This is a genomic window from Mesorhizobium sp. ESP-6-4 (assembly GCF_020164735.1).
GTDB lineage: Bacteria > Pseudomonadota > Alphaproteobacteria > Rhizobiales > Rhizobiaceae > Mesorhizobium.
Genome location: NZ_JAIUGS010000002.1, coordinates 155,256 through 174,058, shown reverse-complemented (window position 1 = coordinate 174,058; position 18,803 = coordinate 155,256). Strand labels below are relative to the sequence as shown.

Sequence of the window (18,803 nt, the reverse complement as noted above, 5' to 3'; positions counted from 1 at the left end):
ACTTCCCTTCAGGCTTCCAAAGTCATGGAAGAAATACGGCCGCTTTCCGCGAACCACTATCCACGATAATGTCGATGGGTCATGAAGCAGAACTTCACAGTCAGGCACGGCGCGCTCGATGGCGTCGAAGCATTCCTGAGCGTCGCAAGGCATCGCAATTTCCGCAAGGCGGCGGCCGAGCTCGCCGTCACGCCGTCAGCGATCAGCCAGGCGATACGAACGCTTGAGGCGCGCATCGGCACCGCGCTGTTCATCCGCACGACTCGCAGCGTCGGCCTTACCGAAGCCGGCGAGCGCTTCTTCGCCCGCGCACGGCCGGCTTTCGAGGAACTGATCGCGGCGAGCGAGATCGCGCGCGGGATGGGCCAGCGGCCGGCGGGGCTCTTGCGCCTCTCGGTACCGCCGGCCGTGGTGCCGATGCTGCTGGAGCCGATGGTCGCCTCCTTCTGCCAGACCTATCCCGAGATCGAGCTGGAGATCGTCGCCAGCGGCGAGCTGGCCGATCTCGCCGCCGAGGGATTCGACGCCGGCATCCGGATGGGCGACTTGATCGCGCCCGACATGGTCGCGGTCCGCCTGACGCCCTCCTTTCCGATGGCGGTCGTCGGCAGTCCGGACTACTTGCGCCAGCGCGCGGCGCCCGAGCGCATCGAGGATCTGCGCGACCATGCCTGCCTGCGCCTGCGCCGCTCGAATGGTTCGGTCGCGCCCTGGTCCTTTGTGGACGGCAACAAGGCCGTCGAGGCAATCGTGTCGGGACCGCTCATCGCGCACGACTATCCGTCGCTGCTCGGCGCGGCGATCCAGGGTGTCGGGCTGGCGCAGGTGCCGGGCCCGATCGCCGAAGCGCCGATCGCCGACGGGCGACTGCAGGCGCTGCTCGGCCGCTTCGCGGTAACCACGCCGGGCGTTTTTCTTTATTATCCGGAAAGGCACCAGGTGTTGCCCAAGCTGCGCGCTTTCATCGACCACATCAGGCAGCCGGGCGGCGCTGACGCTACGCGAAGCGATCGGGCAGGCGGCGGTTAAGCTGACGCTTCGAAGACCCGGTGAAGGCGGTTGAACCAGGCGACGAGCCGCTCGTCCGAACAGAGCGGCTTCGGCGATGCCGGCCGCATGCGCCGCGCCTTCATGAGGAGCTTCGGCCAACCACCGCAAGCGATCCGGCGTGCGGGGGCGCGAAGGTAACGCTTCTAAACCCTTATCCTTTGTGCCACGCAAGCATTCTGCGGATCTCCTCGCGTTTTTCTTGCGACAAACCCGAGAGTAAGTCCTCGTCCAGATATCCTTGCCGGATGAGAGTTGCGAAAACGACGGTCAGTTGCGAATAGCGATAGTCGAACGTCCGATCCAAATCGCGACGTTGCTCCTTCAGATATTCCTCGACCTCCCACATCTCGGAGGGTGTGGTCGCGGCGTTCGCCCGTCTTTTGAATTCGGCCATGATGCTGGCCAGTGCCCTCTCAAGAGCCTTGTCATATGCGGCGCGGGCAACTTTCTTTTCGGAGGGCGACCAACTAAGCTCATTCAAGGTCATAGACATCTTCCACGAAGGACTCGGGCGGTGGATATTATCCTAACCGAGTCGCTTTTGTGACCTGTTTTCCGCTTCGCCGCCGCACCTTGGCGGAAAACCGCGCATGGCGGCCATCATTCTGCGGAACGAGCCGCGATCAGTGATCGAATACGTTCCGCATCCGACTGCTTGACGGGATTGTAGACGATCATGCCGAGTTCCGGGCGGCCGTCGACCGCGAAGACCGAGAACTCCAGCTCGATCAGCCCGATCTCGGGATGCCGCAGACGCTTCACGCCCTCGCCATGCGCCGCAACGACGTCATTGTCGCGCCACAGTGCCGCGAACTCGGGGCTCACCCTGGAAAGCTCCTCGACAAGTTCCGCGACCTCCGCGCCGGCGCCGGCGCGGACGGCGTCGGCCCTGAAGGAGCCGACCACGAAACGCGCGACACTCTGCCAGTCGTCCTGCGCATGGCGCACGCGCGGATTGCCGAACATCAGGCGCAGGATGTTGCGTTGCTCGCGCGGCAGCTTGGAATAGTCGGTCAGCATTGCCGCCGCGGCACGGTTCCAGGCCACCACATCCCATGTCGCGGTCTTGATGATCGCCGGGCTGGGGTCCAAAGCGTCGAGGACACGCTGGAGTCGCGGCGTCACGCTGTCCACGCTTTTGTAGCGAACTTCCGGAGGCCGCCCGAGACCCAGCATGAACAAATGCTCGCGCTCGGGCTCGGTCAGCATCAGTCCGGTCGCGATGCGGTTCAGCACGTCGGCAGACGGCGCGCCGCCCCTCCCCTGCTCCAGCCAGGTATACCAGGTCGGGCTGATATTGGCGCGCTGCGCCACCTCCTCGCGGCGCAAACCTTGTGTGCGCCGGCGCCCCGTGGCGAAGCCGAAGGCGGCGGGATCGAGGCGCATGCGGCGATCTCGCAAGAAAGTGCCAAGCTTGTTGGTCGTTTCGAGCGCCATCGGGATCCTGTTGGCCATTATACCATGATAAAGTCACTACTTTAACAGAATGATGTATAGCGCAAATAAGGCCTCCGAACAACCACAGGAGACCTTCCCATGCGTGTATTCCTTACCGGCGCGACCGGCTTCATCGGTTCCAGGATCGTGCCCGAACTTCTTGCAGCTGGGCACAAGGTGCTTGGCCTGACCCGCTCCGAAGCCGGCGCGCGGTCGCTTGTCGCCGCCGGCGCCGAGCCGCATCGCGGCGACCTCGAAGACCTCGACAGCCTGGGCGACGGCGCGGCGAAATCGGATGCGGTGATCCACACCGCTTTCGATCACAATTTCTCGAATTTCGTGGCCAATTGCGAGAAGGACAAGCGCGCCATCGAAGCGCTGGGCGGCGCGCTGGCCGGCTCGGACCGGCTGCTCATCATCACGTCGGGTGTGGGCATGGGATCCGCCGAACACGGACAGCCGGCGAGAGAAGATGTATTCAATACCGACCATCCCAATCCGCGCATCCTGTCGGAGCTTACCGGCGCGGCGATGGCGGAGAAGGGCGTCAAGGTGTCGGTGGTGCGGCTGCCGCAGGTGCATGACACGGTGAAGCAAGGCCTGATCACACCGCTGATCGCGCAGACGCGCGCCAAGGGCGTGTCGGCCTATCTTGGCGGGGGGCGCAACCGGTGGTCGGCGGCGCATGTGCTGGACGTCGCGAAGCTATACCGTCTGGCGCTGGATAAGCAGGAAGCCGGCGTTCGCTACAACGCCGTCGCCGAGGAAGGCATCCCGGTGCGCGAGATCGCGGAAGTGATCGGCGCCGGTCTCGACGTGCCGGTGGTCTCGCTCTCGCAGGAAGAGGCAGCGGACCATTTCGGATGGCTTGCCATGTTCGCCGGCCTCGACATGCCGGCGTCGAGCGAATGGACGCGCGCGCATCTCGGCTGGCAGCCTACCGGACCCGGCCTCATCGCCGATCTCGAGCGAATGGATTACAAGCAGGCGGCCGCAGCCTAGCCTGGTCCTCCGGCGGTTCAGCGACCCGGCTGAACCGCCGTTCGCTCTAAGCTCGAAGCAGATCCGCCAGGCTGTCGGACTTCTCCACCTTGTCGGTAAGGTCGAGTCCGGACAGCAGGTCGACCAGATGGCTGTTCATCAAGGCCGCGGCGTCGGCACTGTCGCCGGCCTCGATCGCGTCGACCAGCGCGTGGTGGGCGTGCTTCTCGCAGGTGGCGTCGCGGCGCTTCCAGTAGAGCGCGATGATCAGCGAGGAGTGCGAGACGAGGTCGCGCACGAAATTGGTGAACACCGAATGCGCGGCGATCTCGGCGATGCCGACGTGGAAGCGCGCCGACAGCATGATGGCGTCACTGTCGCGGCCGGCGTGCAGCGCGTCGTGCTCCTTCTCCAGGTGTGACCGCAATTGCGCGATATCGGGCGGCACCGCCGTCCTGGCGGCGAGCGCGGCCACCTTGGGTTCGATCAGCGCCCTCGCCTCGAACACTTCGCGCGCCTCGATCTTCGACGGCTGCGCGACAAAGGCGCCGCGATTGGGCTCCAGCCGCGCCAGCCGGTCATGGGCAAGGGCCTGCAGCGCGGACCGAACTACCGTGCGGCTCACCGAATAGATCGAGGCCAGCTCGTCCTCCGGCAATTTGGTGCCCGGCGCGAGACGATGGCTGACGATGGCGTCCCTCAGCCCATAATAGATCGGCGACCAGCGCGCCGCCGGCCTGTCGTCTCGATCTTCTTCCTTGAGTACCGTCAACATACTTTCAATGCGCGAGCCCGAAATGGCCCGATCTGCCCCCCAAATCGCCGGCAGCCCGTCCAATCTAGTACCGCTCGGGCGGCGGTCAATCCCACCTGCCCGGGCGCCGGCGGGTCGTCCGGCAGCATGAAGCCGCCTAGACAACCTCCGTGGGCGACAGCGGTGCGAACATGCCGGCGAACCGCTTGCCGCGCGGCGCGGCATAGCCGCCGATCTTCGATGTCCTCAATCCCACCTTGCACAGGCTCTCGGCTAGCGTGACGGCGCAGACGACGCCATCGAGCACGGGGACCCCATGTTCCTCCGACAGGCTGTTGGCAAGGTCGGCCATGCCGGCGCAGCCAAGCACGATGGCTTCGGCGCGATCCTCGCCTATAGCGCGGGCGATCTCCTGCGATATCTTGTGCCTTGCATTCGAGCCCGGACGCTCGAGCTCGAGCACGGCGACTTCCGACGAGCGCACCTTGGCGCAGCGCGAGGCGAGACCGTATTTCGCCAGATTGTGCTCGATTGCGGGCACCGATCGAGCAAGCGTGGTGACGACGCTGAACTTACCCGCGATGAGGCTCGCCATATGAAATGCCGCCTCGCCGATGCCGATAACGGGGGCTCCGCTGGCACAGCGCGCTGCGTCGAGCCCGGTGTCGTCGAAACAGGCAATCACATAGGCATCGGCCGCCGGCGCCTTGCTCATCTCGGCAATGATGCCCGGCACGGCGAAGACCTCGTCGAAGTAGCCCTCGATGCTTGGCGGACCGTCGGCCGGATTGACCGCCAGGATTTCGGTTCCCGCGGAGGCGACGCTTTGCGCCGCCTCGCCGATCTTGACGGTCATCGAGGCGGTCGTGTTGGGGTTGATGACGAGTATGCGCATTGAAATCAGCCTCAGATCTCGCCGCCGAGATAAAGACGCTTGACCCGGTCGTCGGTCAGCAATTCGGCGGAGTTGCCACTCAGCGCGACGCTGCCGGTGGTGAGCGCATAAGCGCGTTGCGAGATACGCAGCGCCATGCGCGAATTCTGCTCGACCAGCAGAACGCTGACCTTCTCATCGCGGTTGATGGCGACGATGGAGCGGGCGATGTCCTGGACAAGTTTTGGCGCGACGCCGAGCGACGGCTCGTCGAGCAGCAGAAGCTTCGGCTTCGCCATCAGCGCGCGGCCGATGACAAGCATCTGCTGTTCGCCGCCGCTCATCGTGCCGGCGGCCTGCGAGAAGCGCTCCTTCAGCCGCGGAAAGCGCCCCAGAACCATCTCCATCGACGCGGCGATCTCGGATTTGCTGGTGCGGGTGAAAGCGCCCATCAGGAGGTTGTCCCTGACCGACATGAAGGGGAAGACGCGGCGTCCTTCCGGCACCATGGCGATACCCATCTTGACGATTTCGTCGGGGGCGGCGGCGTCGATGCGCTTGCCGCCATAATGGATCTCGCCTGACCTGATCTTGCGCAAGCCGGTGATGGCGCGAAGGATCGACGACTTGCCGGCGCCGTTGGCGCCGATCAGCGCGACGGTCTCGCCCTCGTTGACCTCGAGCGAGACGCCTTTCAGCGCATACACGTGATCGTAATAAAGCTCGACATTGGCGAAGTTCAGGATCTGGTTCATAGGCCGATAGCCTCGTCTTCGCTGCCCAGATAGGCCTCGATCACCTTCTCATTGGCTTGGATCTCCGACGGCGTTCCCTCGGCGATCTTTTGCCCGAAATTGAGCACGACGACGCGGTCGGAAATCTTCATCACGGCCGGCATGTCGTGCTCGACAAGCAAGATGGTGAGGCCAAGATCGCGCAGGCGTCGCACCATCTCCACCATGCGCATCGTCTCGTCATGGTTCATGCCGGCGAAGGGTTCGTCGAGCAGCAGGATCGAAGGATTGGTCGCAAGGCCGATGGCGACACCCAGCGCGCGCAAATGGCCGTGCGGCAGGTTGCGGGCGGTCTCATTGGCGAGCGAGGAGAGGCCGAGCAGCGCCAGGATTTCGTCGGCGGAGGCGCCGAAGGCCGCTTCGTCCGCCTTCGCCGCACCGGTGCCGAGGAAGAAGCCGAAGAGGCTCGCCTTGGAGCGCAAATGATGGGCGATGATGACGTTGTCGCGCACGCTCATGTTCTTAAAGATCGTCGTCTCCTGGAAGGTGCGCACCACGCCCCTGCGCGCGGCGATATGCGGAGCGAGACCGGAGATGCGTTCGCCCTTCAGGCGCACCTCGCCCGTCGTGGGCTTGAGCAAGGACGAGATCAGCTTGAACAAAGTCGACTTGCCGGCGCCGTTCGGGCCGATTACCGACAGGATTTCCTTCTCGCGCACCGAGAAGGAAATGTTGTTGACAGCGACCAGACCGCCGAAGCGCTTGGTGATGCCAGAGACTTCGAGCATTTCGGCCATGGCTCAAGCCTTCTTCCGGATCGAAGCCGCGAGGCTGAGCAGGCCGTTGGGCAGCACCAGCATCAGGACGATCATCAGGCCGGAATAGATGAGCAGTTGGAATTGGCCCGTCTGGAACAAGAGGTCCCAGCCGAAATAGAGCACCAGCGTGCCGAGCATCGGCCCGAACACATAGCCGAGGCCGCCGAGGAAACAGTTCAGCATGAAGTTGACGGAATCGGTGACCGTGAAGCTCGACGGATAGATCGATTGCGAGATGGCGGCAAAGATGGCGCCGGAAACGCCCCCGAAGAAGGACGACACGGCATAGGCAATGATGCGCAGATAGGCGATGTTGACGCCGATCGAGGACGCAAGTTCCTCATTCTGCTGCAGCGACTGGCAAAGTTTGCCGATGCGCGAATTGACCAGCCGGTACATGACCCCGAAGCAGATCACCATCAGCGTGACCGCCAGAAGATAGAAGGCAAGCCGCGAATTCTGCAGCGTGGCGAAATCCGGAATGATGGTCAGGCCGAAGACCGACAGCGCGCCGGGCAGCGGGATGCTGACGATGCCCTTGGCGCCGTTGGTGATCGGCAGCGCCAGCGCGAGCAGCCGCGCCACCTCGGTCAGCACCAGCGTGACCATGGCGAAATAGACGCCACGCAGCCGCAGGATCGGTAGGCCGATCAGCACGCTCGCAGCGGCGCAAAAAAGTCCGGCCACCGGCAAGGTCAACCAGAACGACCAGCCATAGTTCATCACCAGTATGGCCGAGATATAGCCGCCCATCAGCGCGTAGGCGCCCTGGCCGATGTTGATGCGGCCGATGTAGAAGGTGAGCCAGACACCGGCGCTGGCGATGCTGAGCAACGCCACCGAGGTCAGCGTGTAATAGAGGTCGAAGCGGCCGCTTGCGGAGATCGCGGCCGGCACGGCGATGAAGACGATCGCCAGGAAGGCCGCGACCGATGCGATTTTGATATTGCGGTTGCGGGTCATGGCGCCATCAACCCCACGGCTTGCCCATCAGCCCGTTGGGACGGATCGACAGGAACACCATCAGGGCGGCGAAGATGACGAGATAGGTGATGTCGCCATATTCGCGCAGCACGGTGAGGCCGACCGACTCCATCATGCCGAGAATGAAGCCGCCAGCGATCGCGCCGCCGACGACGCCGGCGCCGCCGATCATCACCATCAGGAAGGCCTTGATCGAGATCGGCCCGCCAATGCCCGAATTGACGCCGGTTATGGTGACCAGCAGCCCGCCGACGACGCCCGCGAGCATTGCGCCCATGGCAAAGCCGATCATCGAATAGCGATCGACGCGGACGCCCATCAGCTGGGCCGCGACGCGATCCTGGGCAAGCGCGCGCATGGCCCGCCCAACCCGGCTGTACTGCATATAGAGCACGAAGGCGGCGATGAAGACGATCGCCAGCACGCCGACGACCATACGATCGTAAGGCATGATGATGCCGGCATCGTTGAAGACGCCCTTGACTATCTTGGGAACGCCGCGCTGCTTTTCGCCGAACAGAAGCAGGATGACGGCGTCGAAGAAAAAGGCCGTCGCGGCAGCGAGCAGCATGGTGCTCTCCTCGCGGTGACTGCGCCTGATGACGGTGCGGAAGAGGAATTTCTCCATCAGCGCGCCGATGATGGCGAGCGTGACGCCAGAGGCGAGCAGCGCGACCACGAAAGGCAGGCCGAGCTGGCCGTAGACAGTGTAGGTGATGAACCCGCCCAGCACATACATCTGCCCGTGAGCGAAATTGAGCACGTTCATCAGGGCGAAGATCAGGGTCAAGCCCAGCGCGATCAGCGCGTATTGGGCACCGAGATACAATCCGTTGGCGATGACCTGTTCCATGGATACCTTCGATCTTCCGCGGGGTCCGGCCTATCGGACCCCGCGGCAAGCTGGAGGAATGACGCTCGAAGGTGGCGCTAGTCGACGGAACCGACGAACAAGGTCTGGAAAGCGCCGTCCTTATATTCGTTGACCACCATCGGCACCGAAAGCTGGCGCTTCTGGCCGAAGGAGGTCATGCCGACATAGCTGAGCTTCGCGTCGCCCTTCAGGAAGGGATTGGGCGCCGAGAAAGTGTCCATGGTCTTCTTGAATTCCTCGACGTTGTTGATGGCCGCCGGATTGGCCTTCAAGGTCTCGATGATGTATTCGAGCGCATAGACCTTGGTGTTTGACTCGTCGTTGTATTCGCCGAACATCTTGGTGTAGCGGGCGACGAATTCCTTCATCGCGTCCGAGGCGATCTCCGGCGTGGAGGCGCCGCCGACGGAGATGAAGCCGTTGGCGTATTCGCCGGCGCCCTCTTCCAGGACCTTGGCGTCCTGCGCGGTTTCCGTCGAGATCAGGCCTTCATAGCCGAGCTCGCGGGCGGCGCGGATGAGCAGCGGCGCGTTGGCCGGGGCCACGCCGGACAGGACGAGCAGGTCGGGCTTCAAAGCGACGATCGGCGTCAGCACTGGCGTGAAGTCGCGGGTGTCATTCTGGTAGGTGTCGTTCTGGGCGACGACTTCCAGTCCAAGTGCCTTCGCCGCCTCGACGCCGCTGTCGCGCTGGCTGAGCGGGTCGGATTCATTGGCCGCGACAAAGGCGATCTTCTTCACGCCTTTGTTTTCCTTGAGATATTTGTAGATCGCAGGGCCTGACTGATAGTTGGCGATCATCCCGAGCACCGCATTGGAGGCCGGCTTCTGGTAGAGCGCCTTGGGGAAAGCGTAGGGAAAATAAATGATGCCGTTGGCCTCGGCGACGGGGCGCACCGCGGCGGCGCCGTCATCGACATTCGGCCCGACGACATAGTGGATGCCTTCCTGCGCCATCTTCTCCATGCCGGCGATGGCGCGCTTGGGATCCTTCTGGTCGTCGAAGGTCACGATATTGATCTTGTAGGTGTCGTTGCCGATCTTGACGCCACCTGTCTCGTTGATCCAGGCGGCGCGGGTCTGCATCGAGCGCACGTTCGACGTGCCCCAGGCGGCAGCGGGGCCGCTGGTAACGCCGACGAAGCCGATCTTCAGTTCCTTGTTTTCAGCCTGCGCGGACGAAATGCCGAGAGCGGCAAGCGCCAGGGTCGAGACGGCGCCGAGCGCCATTGATTTCAGAGTCGAGCGACGGTTGATCATAGTTTCAGTTCCCCTTGGTTATCGCGCTTTGTGTTTTGCTCGTAGGCTGCGCGTATAGCGTAAGGGAAACCGGCCGAGGTCGATTGTCAACATCTTTCTTCATTATTGTATACAATGTCTGGGTCGACTGTGTGCGATGACCCGCAGACCCGCGAGAGGATCGGTATTCAAAAGAGGCCACGTCCGGCCAACCACAGCCACCCCGGCGAACTCCGATAAGTTCGCAGAGACCATAACGCAAAGAGGGTCGACGCTTGTCGAAAACGCTCCGAGGAACGCCGCCCCCAGGGAATCCTACTTCCCGCAATAGTTATCGTTGATGTAGTTCACCGCATTCGCGTCCGGTCCGACGCGGTGATACGCGCAGGCGCCCGCCGCCGTGGTGGTCATCTGCTGATCGTAATAGCGCGGACCGCCGAACAGCGTCTCGATGATGTCGTCGCTGGCTGGAACATAACGCTCCTGTTTGACGACGCGGTAGCGATGCTGTTCGCCAGCGGCGGCCGGGCCCGCCATCATGGCTGCTGCGGCAAGCACGAGCGCGGCGATTGCAAAATATTTCGTCATGGCAGCGACCTTCTGGCAATTCGGATCTGCAGCATAGCCAAAATCGCCAGTGGAACAAAAGTTCCCGTTTCGCACTCGCGGCCGGTGAGTTCCTCGACACAGAAATTTGTGCGATGCGCATCATGGATAGGGGAGCAGTTCGCGCTCGAGGTGTCGATCGATCGCCGCCACGTTCAGCAGCAGCATTTGAGCGACCAGCAAGGATGGGGTGCGACAAAAACCGCAGCCGAGACCAAGACTCCTGTATGTTCGCCCGATTGCGATCAAGGAATTAGGAAGGAGCTACCCCAATGGACTTGTTCAAACTGGATGGCGACGTCGCGCTGGTCACCGGCGCCGGCAGCGGCATCGGTCAGGCGATAGCAGTCGGCCTTGCGGAGGCCGGTGCCAACGTCGCGTGCTTCGGTCACGCCTCGAAGGGAGGGCTCGAGGCAACGGCGCAAAGGATCACCGCGCTCGGCCGCAAGGCGCTTGCGATTACCGGCTCGGTGACGTCGGAAACCGATCTTGCCGCCGCCGTCGAGCGTATCGAAAGGGAGCTCGGCGCGCTTACTGTTGCCGTCAACAATGCAGGTATAGGCGGCGCACACGCGGCCGAGACCTTGCCGCTGGCCACGTGGGAAGAACTTTACGGCATCAATGTCGGCGGTGTGTTCTTGTCCTGCCAGGCCGAGGCTCGCGTGATGCTGCCGCGCCGCAAGGGATCGATCATCAACGTGGCCTCCATATCCGGCTCGATCGTCAACCGTGGTCTTCTCCAGACGCACTACAACTCGTCCAAGGCAGCGGTCATTCACATGACCAAGAGCCTGGCGATGGAGTGGTCGGACCGCGGACTGCGGCTGAACGTGCTCAGCCCCGGATACACGCTGACCCCGATGAACCGCAGGCCGGAAGTGGCCGAGCAAGTGAAGAACTTCGAGCGCGATACGCCCATGGGTCGCCTCGCGGCACCCGAGGAGATGATAGGCCCGGCGGTGTTTCTGGCCAGTCGAGCCGCGTCTTTCGTCACCGGCATCGATCTCATCGTGGATGGCGGCTTCGTGTGCTGGTAGCAAAGCGAAGCACGGCGCGCTTCGTACTTAAATCGAAGGACGTCGCGGCCTTGGCAAAGGCCGCGGGAAACGCGTCGCGATCCGACCCGAAACCGGGATCCGCCGTTGCATTTGTGCCAGGTCGCCCGCCTTCTCAAGCGCAACGGCCGGCAGTGGCTAGTTATGGTGGATTTCCGTGCCGAGCACCTTCAGACACTCACGAATGAAGGCAGCAAGTGCGGTCCACCCTTTGGCCGAAACCATCGTGCCGTCTACATAGGCGTCGGTGGGCGAGAGGTCGATATAGGTGCCGCCCGCAAGGGTGACCTCCGGCTCGCAGGCCGCCAGCGCACCGACCTTCTTGCCGCGCACGACGCCATCCACCGCTATCAGAATCTGCACGCCGTGGCAGATCGTGAAGATCGGCTTCCCGGTCTCGTGGAAGTGGCGGACCATGGCCTGAACGCGCTTGTCGGTGCGGATGTATTCCGGTCCGCGGCCGCCGGCGCAGTAGACCGCATCATACTGGTCGATCTGCCTTTCCGCCTCCGAAAACGTCTTGTTGATCAGCGCGTAGTGTCCGGGCTTCTCGGTATAGGTCTGGTCGCCCTCAAAGTCGTGCAGCGAGGTCTTGATCCGGTCTCCGGCGTTCTTGTCGGGGCACACGACATGGATGGTGTGGCCTACGGCTTCCATGGCCTGCTGATAGACGAAGATTTCGTATTCCTCGGTGAACTCTCCGGTCAGCATCAGTATCTTTTTGGCTGGCATGGTCTTCCTCTCGGTTGCGTGGCAGTGCAAGGCGCGCCTTGGGTTTTGGGCATCGAATTGTGGATGTCAGCAAAGGGCATGTTTCACCCGCTTGGAACGTCCGGCCGCCTATTCGAACGCAGGCAGGAGCCTGTCGCGCGAGTTCTCGATGTGCACCCGCATGGCCCTTCGCGCCGCGTTCGCATCGCCGGCTGCGAAAGCCGAGAGAATGGCTTCGTGCTCGTCGAGAGCCTCCTCGGTTACGCGCGAGTGGTACATCAGCCGGAAAATGTGAAAATGCGTGTGCTGGTGGTTCAGCGTCTCGCGGATGATCTCGTTCTGCGCGAACTCCATGATCTTGTCATGGAAGATCGCATCCTGGCGGGCGAAGTTGGAATAGCGAAGGCGCTCGTCCCTGCCCTCGCCGCGGGTCATGACCCCCGCCGCCTCTTGCAGGGCCGCCAGCCGGGCAGCGTCCAGGCCGGCCGCTGCCTTGGCCGCGGCGGCAGGCTCAAGCAAAAGGCGCAACTCGTAAAGCTCGTCAAAACGCCGGCGTGTGATCTGCGGTGCGGCGCGATAGCCGATCAGATGGGTCTTGATCACCAGGCCTTCGCCTTCCAGACGCCCGAGAGCCTCGCGGATCGGCGTATGCGAGACATCCAGCTCCCGGACGAGATTGTCCACGGTTATGCGCGAGCCCGGCGCGATCTTGAGCGACATGAGTTGCTGGAAGATCGCCTCGTAGACGTCTCCCGCGAGGCTGTTTGCGCGCTGGATTCTGCCTGTCGGCCGCGCGTCATCATCAAGCTTCACATCGGGGTTCTGCATCTTTTTGCCTCTTGACAGGAAGGACCACTAACACGATGCTCCGGCCAATTCAATCCTATATCCTATACGATTTTATAGCGGATACGCCTAAATGGAAGCGATGGATCGCCGATCCATACTGGAAGGGCTCACTCGATGACCTTGTTCGCCGCAGCGCGATTGCCGCGTGAAATCTTGTTCGGCAAAGGCCAGCGCCAGGTGCTGCCGCAGGTCGCATCCAGGCATGGCAAGCGCGCGCTCGTCTGCACGGACGAGCGCTTCGCGGCAACGGCCATATTCGGCGAGATGATGGCCGCGCTGAGGAATACCTCGGTTGAAATCCTTGTCCATGACCGCACTCTGCCGGACGTGCCTCGGGACAGCGTCGCGGTCTGTGTTGCCGAGGCGAAGGATTTCAAACCCGACATGGTCGTTGGGATCGGTGGCGGAAGCTGCCTCGACATGGCCAAATGCGCGGCGCTGCTGATCAGTCATGGCGGCAGGCTTCAGGACTACTATGGCGAGTTCAAGGTCCCGGGCCCAACGCTGCCGCTGATTGCCGTGCCGACCACCGCCGGCACCGGCTCGGAGGTGACGCCCGTAGCCGTCATTTCCGATCCGGAGCGCCTGCTGAAGGTCGGCATTTCAAGTCCTCACCTCATCGCCGCCGTCGCGCTATGCGACCCGGAGCTGACCGCGACTTGCCCGCCCGCGCTCACGGCAATTGCAGGCGCCGATGCCCTGACGCACGCCATCGAAGCCTTTACGGCGGCGAGACGCGGAACCGATCCGACACTGCCGCAGCAGCACGTCTTTGTGGGCAAGAGCGCTCTCACCGACCATTTCGCGCTATTGGCCGTCAAGCTTCTTGGCCGCAGCCTGGAAAGGGCCTACCGGGACGGTGCGGACGAGGATGCGCGCGCCGATGTGATGATGGGCGCCTTGGCGGCCGGCTGCGCCTTCGGCACGGCCGGGACGGCCGCCGCCCATGCCGTGCAATATCCGGTTGGCGCGCTCACCCACACGCCGCATGGGTTGGGGGTGGCGACCATGCTTCCCTATGTGATGAACTACAACTTGCCCGCCGCCGCCAGCGAGTTTGCCGAGGTTGGTGCAGCACTCGGTCTTCCCAATGCCGACATTGAACTCAAGGACAGGGCTTCCGCGACCATCGCAGAGGTCTCACGGCTTTTCGGCTCGATCGGCATCACACGGACGCTGGCCGAGCTGGGCTTGCCTGCCGGCAAGATCGAGTGGACCGCCGAGCAGGCGCTCGGCATCGACCGCCTGATCAAGAACAACCCCCGCCCTTTCGACGCCGCCGCGATGCGACGGCTGGTGCGAGCGGCCTATGACGGCGACATGCCCGCCGTTCTGATGTGAAACAGGAGACACCTCATGAACGCTTCTCCAGGGCTTTTGGACGAGGAGGACATCTCCGAATATGCCACGTTCTCACACGGGCTCTATATCGGCGGGCAATGGCGGCCCTCGTCGGACGGGCGCGTTATCGAGGTGGTCGATCCATCGACGGAATCCGTCATCGCGGCTGTTCCCGATGCTACGCTGGCTGACGCCGCCGCCGCCGTCGACGCCGCGGCCAAGGCGGCGGCTGCTTGGCGCGAAACCGCCCCACGCAAACGGTCGGAGATCCTGAGACGTTGCTTCGAACTGATGACCGAGCGGGCGGAGACGTTGGCCGTGCTGATTTCGTTGGAGAACGGCAAGGCGCTGCGCGATGCACGCAGCGAAGTCGCTTATGCGGCCGAGTTCTTTCGGTGGAACGCCGAGGAAGCGGTTCGCATCAGCGGCGAGTTCGGCCTTGCGCCTTCCGGCGCAAACCGCATCGTCGTCGACTACCAGCCGATAGGCATATGTGTGCTGATCACGCCATGGAATTTTCCAGCTGCCATGGCCACACGCAAGATCGCGCCGGCGCTCGCAGCCGGCTGTACCGTGATCCTGAAGCCCGCCAGCGAAACGCCGCTGACTGCCTATGCGCTTGCCGCGCTGTATGAGGACGCCGGCGTCCCGCCCGGTGTCGTGAACGTTCTCACCACGTCCAATCCGGGACCGCTGACCGCTGCCATGCTGGCCGACCCGCGAATGCGCAAACTTTCGTTCACCGGCTCCACCGGCGTTGGGCGCGTTCTTCTGGCCGAAGCCGCCAGGCACGTCATCTCCTGTTCGATGGAGCTTGGCGGCAACGCTCCCTTTGTCGTGTTCGACGACGCCGACCTGGAGGCAGCGCTCGACGGAGCGATGATTGCCAAGATGCGCAACGCCGGCGAAGCATGCATTGCCGCCAACCGGCTTTATGTCCAGGCGGGTATCCATGATGCGTTCGCGGAGGGACTGCGCAAGCGCATGGCCGCCCTCAAGGTAGGCCCCGGCATAGACGTCGAGACCGAATGCGGCCCGATGATCACTCGCAAAGCCCTCGAGAAAATCGACCGGCTCGTCAAAGACGCGGTTCGTCGCGGTGCAAAGGTGCTGTGCGGAGGCGCAGCCTCGGATGACAAGGGCTATTTCTATCCGCCGACGGTTCTTTGCGATGTTGCCCCGGATTCGGAGATGGCGCACGAGGAAATATTCGGTCCCGTCGCTCCAATCATGCGCTTCAACGATGAGGCCGAAGTCATCGCGCGCGCCAACGACACCGAATACGGGTTGGCGGCCTACATCTATACGCGCGATCTGGCCAAGGGCATGCGCGTGGCATCAAGGATCGAGTCGGGTATGATAGCGCTGAACCGGGGCCTGATGTCCGACCCTGCAGCTCCCTTCGGCGGCGTCAAGCAGAGCGGTCTGGGACGGGAAGGCGGGCAAAAGCACGGCATCAGCGAGTTCCTGGAAGCCAAGTATATCGCCGTGACGATGTGAGAGCGCAGGCGTGACCAGGGATCCATTTCGCATCCGCGACCACGTTACGGAGTTCGACGATATCGTCGCCGAGATCGTTCGCCGCAGCGCGGAGACCCGGGCGAAAATCCCGATCGTCGCCGATGTCGCCTACGGACCGGACGTCGCCGAAACCGTCGATCTGTTCTTTCCCCTGGGAAAACGCGATCGCCTGCCGGTGCACATGTTCATCCACGGCGGCTACTGGCGCATGTTCTCCAAGCGCGATTATTCCTATGTCGCGGACACGGTGACGCGGGCGGGCGCGATCGCGATCATCGTCGACTATTCGCTGATGCCCTCGGTGAGGATGGCCGCCATCGTCGAGCAGGTGCGCCGAGCCAAGCGTTGGGTGCTCGAGCACATCGCCGAGCATGGCGGCGATTGCGGCCGCCTGACGGTCAGCGGGCACTCCGCCGGCGCTCATCTGGCGACGATGCTGTTCAACGATGACGGCCGATCATCAAGCGTCAAAGGCGCGCTGCTGCTTGGCGGCTTGTACGAGCTGAAGCCTCTGCAGACCTCCTTCCTTGCCGCCGAGATCGCCATAACGGACGAGGAGGCCGCCAGCCTGTCGCCGCTGACACATCGCTTCGATCCCGCCGTAGAGGTCGAGATTGCTGTTGGAGCCGAGGAAACACCGCCGTTTCACAGCCAGGCCGAGGCATTTGCGAAGCATCTGCGAAAACAAGGGCTGGCAGTCTCTCAAACCGCCCTCTCCGGTGCCAATCACATGAGCAGCGTTCGCGACCTTGGAGTGAGTGGAACCGAGGCATCGGATCGTCTGGCCAAGCTCATCGCCACATAGAGCCCTATCCAGATACCGGGCCGCTGGCCTGCGAAGTGGAATGCTGCGCTCAATCCCGCTCAAGCGGCGCAGGCCGCAAGCGCGCCGGCTGCATGGGGCGGCTATGGCGACAAAAGCGTCAAATCGTAAGAGACCGTAGCCGCTCAAAAAGTTCCCCGCCTTGAAGGCTGCCGTCGCCCGAACCGTCAGATGCGCAAGCGTCTCCGGCGACCTGCCGCGCGTCAGTCGCGCGATATGGACAGCCCGGCGAGAAGCGGCGCGTGCGCGGCAAGCCTGCGGGACATGAACTCGGTGAAGAGCCGCACGCGCTTCGTCTTGCGGGACTCCCCCTGCGTGAGAAGCCAGAGCGTTCCGTACATGTGCAGGTCGGTTCCCGGCACCCTCACCAGTAGAGGGTCGGCATCGCCCACGAAGCACGGCAGCGTGGTCATCCCGAGCCCTTGCCGGACGGCAACGATCTGCGCCTCGCCGTCCGTGGTTCTGAATGGAACCCCGGTGGTGCGAACCTCGCCGTCGCTCGCCCAATCCGGAATTCCATGAATGCTTATGACGATCCATCGGATCGGATCAGGCGCGCCCGCACGCCACGCGGCCAGCCGATCGCGAGACATATAGACGCCGCCGAACACCTCCGGCCCCTTCAGGCCGTGAAGATTGAGCGGCAGGGTTTTGCGGTCGTAGACGACGCGGATCGCGACGTCGGCCTCTCGGTTGGTCAGATTTGCCAGCTCGCCGGACGACAAGATGTCCACCTCGATATCTGGATGCAGACGCGCGAACTCGGCGAAGTCCGGCATGAGCAGGTGTGTCGCGAGCGGCGGCGCCAGCGTCACCCGCAGAAGCCCGCGCACGCTCTGGTCTCGCCCAAAGATGCGCGTCTCCAGCAGGTGCGACGACGCTTCCATCTGGTCCGCGAACTCAAGGACCTCCTCGCCCGCAGCCGTCAGGCGGTAGCCCGAAGGCAGCTTTTCAAACATGTGCACCCCGAGGCGTTCCTCGAGCTGGGCGATGCGTCGCAGCACGGTCGAGTGGTTCACACCGAGGCGCTCAGCGGCAGCCCGCACGGAGCCTCCGCGCGCGACGGCAAGAAAGTGGCGAACGTCATCCCAGTCGATCATGGTGCAATCCAGCACCGCCGAGGTGCGCCTTCCAAAGCATGTGTCCAATACATCGAACAGCATCTCGTATTTGAGTAGCACGGGCGATCGTCATAGCCCACGCTGACAAGCGCGGCCCATTCCGAACAGCGGGCACCGATCGTCGCGGCTGGCGTCAGTCGTCCAGCCGGATCGATTTCGCACCACCGATGTGCGCGCTTGTGCACTCAAAGCCCGATGCCGGCGGACCCATCTCGGAGTTCTCGGGGCCCTTCCCCGAACAACCAAAGATGGAGCCTGAAAGGACAAATCATGGGAAAGCTCGACGGTAAGGTTGCAGTCGTCACGGGTGGATCGAGCGGCATGGCGCTGGCGAGCGCCAAGCGGTTCGTTGAGGAAGGCGCCTATGTCTTCATCACGGGCCGGAAACAACAGGCGCTCGATGAGGCTGTCAAGGCGATTGGCCGGAACGTAACCGGCGTGCGCGGCGACGCGGCCAATCTCGACGATCTCGACCGCCTGTTCGACACGGTGAAACGGGAAAAGGGCAAGATCGACGTCCTGTATGCGAGCGCCGGCATGGGCGAAGCCGTCCCGCTGGGCGAGATTACCGAGCAGCATTTCGATGCGACCTTCGGCCTGAATACGCGCGGCACGCTGTTCACGGTGCAAAAGGCGTTGCCGCTGTTCAACGATGGCGGCTCGATCTTCATGACCGGATCAGTTGCTTCGCTGAAAGGTTTCCCCGGCTACAGCGTGTATGCGGCGAGCAAGGCAGCGTTGCATGCATTCGCCCGCGGGTGGCTCAACGAGCTGAAGGGCAGGAATATCCGGGTGAACGTGCTGCACCCGGGGCCGATCGCCACACCGATGCAGGACCAAGTTCTCACAGAGGAGGCGAAGCGGATGTTCGAGTCCCTGATCCCGCGGGGAAAGATGGGGCGTCCTGAGGAAATTGCGGCGGCCGCGCTGTTTCTGGCGTCAGACGATTCGAGCTTCGTGAATGGGCTGGAGCTGTCTGTCGACGGCGGCTTCTCGGCGATCTGAAAGGCCGGGAAATCCAATATCAACACG

Annotated in this window: 20 protein-coding genes; 7 read left to right on the top strand and 13 right to left on the bottom strand. The window is 63.1% G+C overall.

The annotated features are described in order from the left end of the window. The first annotated feature begins 81 nt into the window (after positions 1 to 81). The gene (locus LB523_RS04600; RefSeq protein WP_224601120.1) at positions 82 to 1,029 is read left to right on the top strand and encodes a LysR family transcriptional regulator; all 948 of its coding nucleotides are present in this window, start codon (positions 82 to 84) and stop codon (positions 1,027 to 1,029) included. Positions 1,030 to 1,201: 172 nt separating this feature from the next. On the opposite strand, the gene LB523_RS04590 is transcribed toward LB523_RS04600, so the two are convergent. After that, entirely contained in the window at positions 1,202 to 1,537 is a 336-nt protein-coding gene (locus LB523_RS04590; RefSeq protein WP_224601119.1) for a hypothetical protein, read from the bottom strand. A gap of 113 nt (positions 1,538 to 1,650) precedes the next feature. Then, positions 1,651 to 2,505: a helix-turn-helix transcriptional regulator gene (locus tag LB523_RS04585; protein WP_224601118.1), complete on the bottom strand. Its 855-nt coding sequence runs from the start codon at positions 2,503 to 2,505 to the stop codon at positions 1,651 to 1,653. Positions 2,506 to 2,586: 81 nt separating this feature from the next. Between LB523_RS04585 and LB523_RS04580 the strand changes: the two genes are divergently transcribed. Next, on the top strand, positions 2,587 to 3,489 hold the full coding sequence (locus LB523_RS04580; RefSeq protein ID WP_224601117.1) for an SDR family oxidoreductase: 903 nt from the start codon (positions 2,587 to 2,589) through the stop codon (positions 3,487 to 3,489). A 46-nt stretch (positions 3,490 to 3,535) separates the two neighbouring features. Here the strand turns inward: LB523_RS04580 and LB523_RS04575 are convergent, their stop codons facing one another. The 8 genes from LB523_RS04575 to LB523_RS04540 all read right to left on the bottom strand — a co-directional run bounded on the left by LB523_RS04575 (position 3,536) and on the right by LB523_RS04540 (position 10,332). Beyond that, entirely contained in the window at positions 3,536 to 4,243 is a 708-nt protein-coding gene (locus tag LB523_RS04575) for a GntR family transcriptional regulator (RefSeq protein ID WP_224544289.1), read from the bottom strand. A 136-nt stretch (positions 4,244 to 4,379) separates the two neighbouring features. Beyond that, positions 4,380 to 5,117, bottom strand: a complete 738-nt coding sequence (locus LB523_RS04570; RefSeq protein WP_224601116.1) for an aspartate/glutamate racemase family protein — start codon at positions 5,115 to 5,117, stop codon at positions 4,380 to 4,382. An 11-nt stretch (positions 5,118 to 5,128) separates the two neighbouring features. After that, entirely contained in the window at positions 5,129 to 5,851 is a 723-nt protein-coding gene (locus LB523_RS04565) for an ABC transporter ATP-binding protein (protein WP_095768823.1), read from the bottom strand. Further along, positions 5,848 to 6,627 (bottom strand): ABC transporter ATP-binding protein, encoded by a 780-nt coding sequence (locus LB523_RS04560; protein WP_224601115.1) that lies wholly within the window; start codon positions 6,625 to 6,627, stop codon positions 5,848 to 5,850. Before LB523_RS04560 ends, LB523_RS04565 begins: the two co-directional genes overlap by 4 nt. Positions 6,628 to 6,630: 3 nt before the next feature. After that, positions 6,631 to 7,611 (bottom strand): branched-chain amino acid ABC transporter permease, encoded by a 981-nt coding sequence (locus tag LB523_RS04555; RefSeq protein ID WP_224601114.1) that lies wholly within the window; start codon positions 7,609 to 7,611, stop codon positions 6,631 to 6,633. A 7-nt stretch (positions 7,612 to 7,618) separates the two neighbouring features. Next, positions 7,619 to 8,485 carry a branched-chain amino acid ABC transporter permease gene (locus LB523_RS04550; RefSeq protein WP_095768826.1) on the bottom strand — a complete coding sequence of 289 codons (867 nt, stop codon included), beginning with the start codon at positions 8,483 to 8,485 and terminating at the stop codon, positions 7,619 to 7,621. Between the two features lie 77 nt (positions 8,486 to 8,562). Beyond that, positions 8,563 to 9,765, bottom strand: a complete 1,203-nt coding sequence (locus LB523_RS04545) for an ABC transporter substrate-binding protein (RefSeq protein ID WP_095768827.1) — start codon at positions 9,763 to 9,765, stop codon at positions 8,563 to 8,565. A gap of 294 nt (positions 9,766 to 10,059) precedes the next feature. Then, the gene (locus LB523_RS04540) at positions 10,060 to 10,332 is read right to left on the bottom strand and encodes a hypothetical protein (protein WP_095768828.1); all 273 of its coding nucleotides are present in this window, start codon (positions 10,330 to 10,332) and stop codon (positions 10,060 to 10,062) included. Positions 10,333 to 10,622: 290 nt separating this feature from the next. On the opposite strand from LB523_RS04540, the gene LB523_RS04535 reads away from it, so the two are divergent. Continuing rightward, positions 10,623 to 11,387: an SDR family oxidoreductase gene (locus LB523_RS04535; RefSeq protein WP_224601113.1), complete on the top strand. Its 765-nt coding sequence runs from the start codon at positions 10,623 to 10,625 to the stop codon at positions 11,385 to 11,387. 156 nt (positions 11,388 to 11,543) lie between these two features. Here the strand turns inward: LB523_RS04535 and LB523_RS04530 are convergent, their stop codons facing one another. Both LB523_RS04530 and LB523_RS04525 read right to left on the bottom strand, forming a co-directional pair. Next, on the bottom strand, positions 11,544 to 12,137 hold the full coding sequence (locus tag LB523_RS04530; RefSeq protein WP_095768830.1) for a DJ-1/PfpI family protein: 594 nt from the start codon (positions 12,135 to 12,137) through the stop codon (positions 11,544 to 11,546). Between the two features lie 108 nt (positions 12,138 to 12,245). Continuing rightward, on the bottom strand, positions 12,246 to 12,944 hold the full coding sequence (locus tag LB523_RS04525; RefSeq protein WP_224601112.1) for a GntR family transcriptional regulator: 699 nt from the start codon (positions 12,942 to 12,944) through the stop codon (positions 12,246 to 12,248). 135 nt (positions 12,945 to 13,079) lie between these two features. On the opposite strand from LB523_RS04525, the gene LB523_RS04520 reads away from it, so the two are divergent. Genes LB523_RS04520 through LB523_RS04510 form a run of 3 tightly spaced genes read left to right on the top strand, consistent with a single transcriptional unit; the run spans position 13,080 to position 16,632 of the window. Further along, positions 13,080 to 14,306, top strand: a complete 1,227-nt coding sequence (locus LB523_RS04520) for an iron-containing alcohol dehydrogenase (protein WP_224601111.1) — start codon at positions 13,080 to 13,082, stop codon at positions 14,304 to 14,306. Between the two features lie 36 nt (positions 14,307 to 14,342). Beyond that, a complete protein-coding gene (locus LB523_RS04515; RefSeq protein ID WP_411966435.1) occupies positions 14,343 to 15,806 on the top strand; it encodes an NAD-dependent succinate-semialdehyde dehydrogenase in 1,464 nt (487 codons plus the stop codon). Between the two features lie 10 nt (positions 15,807 to 15,816). Beyond that, the gene (locus tag LB523_RS04510) at positions 15,817 to 16,632 is read left to right on the top strand and encodes an alpha/beta hydrolase (RefSeq protein ID WP_224601109.1); all 816 of its coding nucleotides are present in this window, start codon (positions 15,817 to 15,819) and stop codon (positions 16,630 to 16,632) included. Positions 16,633 to 16,853: 221 nt separating this feature from the next. On the opposite strand, the gene LB523_RS04505 is transcribed toward LB523_RS04510, so the two are convergent. Next, positions 16,854 to 17,750, bottom strand: coding sequence for a LysR family transcriptional regulator (locus LB523_RS04505; RefSeq protein ID WP_224601108.1), 897 nt, complete (start codon positions 17,748 to 17,750; stop codon positions 16,854 to 16,856). A gap of 291 nt (positions 17,751 to 18,041) precedes the next feature. Here LB523_RS04505 and LB523_RS04500 point away from each other — a divergent pair, with 291 nt between their 5' ends. Further along, the gene (locus LB523_RS04500) at positions 18,042 to 18,776 is read left to right on the top strand and encodes an SDR family NAD(P)-dependent oxidoreductase (protein WP_095768835.1); all 735 of its coding nucleotides are present in this window, start codon (positions 18,042 to 18,044) and stop codon (positions 18,774 to 18,776) included. The last annotated feature ends 27 nt before the right edge of the window (positions 18,777 to 18,803 follow it).